We start from the raw sequence: 4,296 nt of genomic DNA on the forward strand, positions 1-4,296 counted from the left end.
CAAACGCCGTACTCATGGACAAACAAGAAATAGAAGCGATACAACAAGCGCTCGGCACACCCACGTTAATGGGGAAAAGCCTAGCAACACTCATTCGTGATACCGATAATTATCTTGCACAACCTATTGATGTACCCGGACACAGCCCCGCGGGCGGTTACGCGCATAATAAACACCAACAAAACTATAAATATATCGACCAAGCCGGTAAGTTATTCCTTATCACAGGCGATGAAAAATATGCCAAATTTACCGCAGACCTATTAACTCAATACGCTGATAAGTACTTAGCGTTAGGCTTTCAAGTGCAGCGCAATACCAACCCACCAGGTCGTTTGTTCCACCAAATGCTCAATGAACATGTGTGGCTACTTTATGCGAGTTTAGGTTACAGCTGTATTAGTCATTGGTTATCTGAAGCACAACGTGAACACATTGTCGGGCAGTTATTTGAACCCATGTTAGAAGTGGCAACCGTTAAATACCATTTTGATTTTGACCGCATTCATAACCACGGCGTTTGGGCCGTTGCAGCAACAGCCGCTTGTGGCGCAGCTATCGGACAAGAGAAATACATTGATTTAGCACTGCACGGTTTAGCGGGTGATGATATTCAAGGTGGCTTCCTAGCGCAATTAAGCAACTTATTTGCACCATCAGGTTATTACATTGAAGGCCCTTACTACCACCGTTACGCTATCCGCCCTCTTTGTTTATTAGCTGAGTTAACACAACGCTTCCGCCCTGAGCTTGATATCTTTAACTTTAAAGGCCAAGTGATTGCTAAAACAATTCAATCTCTGTTATCAACGGCTTACCCTAATGGTGTATTCCCTTCATTAAATGATTCATCAAAAAGCATGGACATTAAAGATGAAGGCGTGGTGATTGCAGTGAGCTTATACGCAAAACATTACCCTGAAGATAAGAACTTGTATGGCATCGCTAAAATTCAAGCGCAAATCTGGGTAAGCGGTTGTGGCGCAGCATTATCACAAGCCTATGAAGCACAAGCATCGGTAGCATTACCTTGTTTACCAAGTGTTGAATTAAATGAAGGGCCTGATGGCGACAAAGGCGCACAAGGTTTTATTCGTATGCAAACGACAACGGGTGATATTAGCCAATTAGTGATGAACTATGGTCAACACGGCATGGGCCACGGTCACTTTGATACGCTAGGCATGACTTACTTTAATAATAACCAAGAAGTCTTACGTGATTACGGGTTTGGTCGCTGGGTTAATATCGAACCTAAATTTGGTGGTCGCTATCTAGATGAAAATAAATCTTACGCACGTCAAACCATTGCACATAACTTAGTGTCAGTTGATGCAAGTTGTCAGAACAACTTTGATGTCGATACGGCTGATAGCAAGCACGGTATTCCACATTTCTTTGTGGGTGAAGGCAAAGTGCAAGCGATGAGTGCGTATGCGGATGACTTCTACCCTGGTGTTGAGCAACAACGTTCATTGGTATTAGTTGAGCATGCGCAATTAGCACAACCGTTATTAATCGATTTATTCCGCCTCAGCAGTGAAGCCGCACATCAATACGATTACTCACTACAATATCAAGGTCAAATCATCCGCACTAATATTGAACACAAGCAACACACAGAGCTGTGTCCAATGGGTGATGATGCGGGTTACCAACATCTTTGGAATGAAAGTGAAGGTCCTGCACAGGACACAACATTAGTAAGTTGGTTACAAGGCATCAGTTACTACACATGGTTAGGCGCAGCATCAAGTGATGATACGGTTTACTTTACGCGCACTGGTGCGAACGACCCATCATTTAACTTACGCAGTGAAACCAGTTTAATATTACGTCGCAAAGACGCTAAAAACAGCTTGTTTGCTAACGTGATTGAAACACACGGCTACTTTAATGAAGCGGTGGAAGCGAGCTTAGATGCACGCGGTAAAATCCACACCGTTAATATCGTTGGCTTTAATGCACAAGCAACCGTTGTTGATATTATCGGTGAAGGGATTGCATTAACCGTGATGGTTAACAATGACCGCACTGCAACAGCAGACAGCCAAACCACTATCGAATTTAATAATCAATCGTACAGCTTCCAAGGTTTTGTGGCTGTAGACAGTAAAGAGGATTAATCATGAGTTACCAACCACTATTAATGAGCTATGAGCAAGCAGCTGACTTACGCCAACACGTGGGCGCAGATTCACTGATTGGACGCTCTATTGCAGAAGAAATTAACGCGCTAGAAGCGTACATGCCAATCGGCATTGAAATCCCGGGTCACGGTGAAGCTGGCGGTTATGAGCATAACCGTCATAAACAAAACTATATCCATTTGGATTTAGCGGGTCGTTTATACCTTATCACTGACGATAAGCGTTACTTAGATTACGCAACAACCATGTTAGTGGAATATGCAAAAGTATATAAACACCGTGAATTGAACATCAGTCGTGATTCAAATAAACCAGGTCGTTTATTTCATCAAACACTGAATGAGAACATGTGGATGTTATATTCATCGTGTGCTTACTCGTGTATTCGCCATGAATTAACTGATGCACAACAACAGTTAATTGAAAATGACTTGTTCAAAGTGATGCTGGAAATGTTCGTGGTCACTTATGCAGAAAACTTCGACATTATCCATAATCACGGTTTATGGTCTGTAGCCAGTGCTGGTATTTGTGCTTATGCTATCAATGACCAAGCAACGGTAGATAAAGCTATCTACGGTCTTAAAGGTGACAGTGTGTCAGGCGGGTTCATTGCACAGCTAACACAACTGTTTTCACCAGATGGTTACTACATGGAAGGTCCTTACTACCATCGTTTCTCACTACGCCCTATTTTCTTATTTGCTGAAACCATTGAGCGTCGTCAACCTGAGATTGGTATCTACCAATTAAAAGATGAAGTGATTAAAACAACCGCTTACGCGGTAATGTCTACAGCATTTCCAGATGGCACATTACCTGCGTTAAATGATTCATCACGTACGATGGACATTAAAGATTTAGGTATTTTATTGGCGACTAATATTTGTTTTGACCGTTACGAGCAAAATGAAACATTATTAGCGATGGCTAAACATCAAGGTCACGTATGGGTACATAACACAGGTGCAACACTATCAAATGCATTAGATAACAATGCGGATGTGGCGAACTTTAGTTGGGGTAGTTTAAGCCTCAGTGATGGTGCTGAAGGTGAATGTGGTGGCGTGACTATTTTACGTCATCGTGATGCACAGTCAGACGATAGCATGGCACTACTTTGGTATGGCCAACACGGTAGTGATGCAAAACTTCACTCTGCATTAGACCACGGTCATTTTGATGGATTACATTTAAGCTTATTCAATAATAACCAAGAGTTTATTAACGATTACGGTTATGGACGTTGGGTAAACATTGAGCCTAAGTTTGGGGGGCGTTACATTCCTGAGAACAAAAGTTACTGTAAGCAAACGATTGCTCATAACACTGTCGTGGTTGATGGTATTAGCCAAAACCAAGGTAGTACTGCGATTGCACAGCAGCACAATGGTGAGAAACACTTCACTATCTTAGGTGATGAGTCTGGTGATAATAAACTACAAGCAATGAGTGCATTTGCGCGTGATTACTACCCTGGTATCGACCAGCAACGGACGGTTATCATGGTGGAATTAGCGGGTTTCGAAAAACCATTGATTATTGATTTATTCCGCATGATAAGTGACGAGCAACATAGCTACGATTACCCGGTTCATTACAAAGGTCAAATCATCCGTACTGACTTTGAATACCAAACACACAAACGTTTAGGCACTGTGGGTGACGCACATGGTTACCAACACTTGTGGAACTTAGGTCAAGGTAAAGTAGCAGGCTCATCATTAACAACATGGTTAATGGGCGACAGTTATTATTCACTTATCAGCAGTGCCAATGACAACAGCGAAGTGATTTTTGCTCGCACTGGTGCGAATGACCCTGACTTTAATTTACGTAATGAGCCAATGTTCATTTTACGTCAAAAAGCCGCAAACCATTTATTTGCTAACGTGTATGAAACTCACGGTTACTTTAATGAAGCCGTTGAAGCGAGCTTAAATGCACGTGGACGTGTGACTTCAGTTGAAGTATTACAAGCTGATGATGTCGCTTCGGTTATTGCTATCCACTTAGATGATGAAACACAAATCAACGTGTGTGTAAGCAATGCTGTAGGGGTAAATGAGGTAACCACCAGCGAAGTTACTATTAATGGTGAAACAATCACTTGGACTGGCCCGGTTAACATTATTCGTTAAATAAA

General features: G+C 42.2%; 2 protein-coding genes. Both read left to right on the forward strand.

Annotation, left to right across the window (positions count from 1 at the left end):
• Positions 1 to 2,126: heparinase II/III domain-containing protein (locus tag E2R68_RS13745; RefSeq protein WP_134278250.1), on the forward strand; the 2,126-nt coding region annotated here is incomplete at its 5' end.
• A gap of 2 nt (positions 2,127 to 2,128) precedes the next feature.
• On the forward strand, positions 2,129 to 4,291 hold the full coding sequence (locus E2R68_RS13750) for a heparinase II/III domain-containing protein (RefSeq protein WP_134278251.1): 2,163 nt from the start codon (positions 2,129 to 2,131) through the stop codon (positions 4,289 to 4,291).
• The last annotated feature ends 5 nt before the right edge of the window (positions 4,292 to 4,296 follow it).

It is taken from the genome of Psychromonas algarum (genome assembly GCF_004376845.1).
GTDB lineage: Bacteria > Pseudomonadota > Gammaproteobacteria > Enterobacterales > Psychromonadaceae > Psychromonas.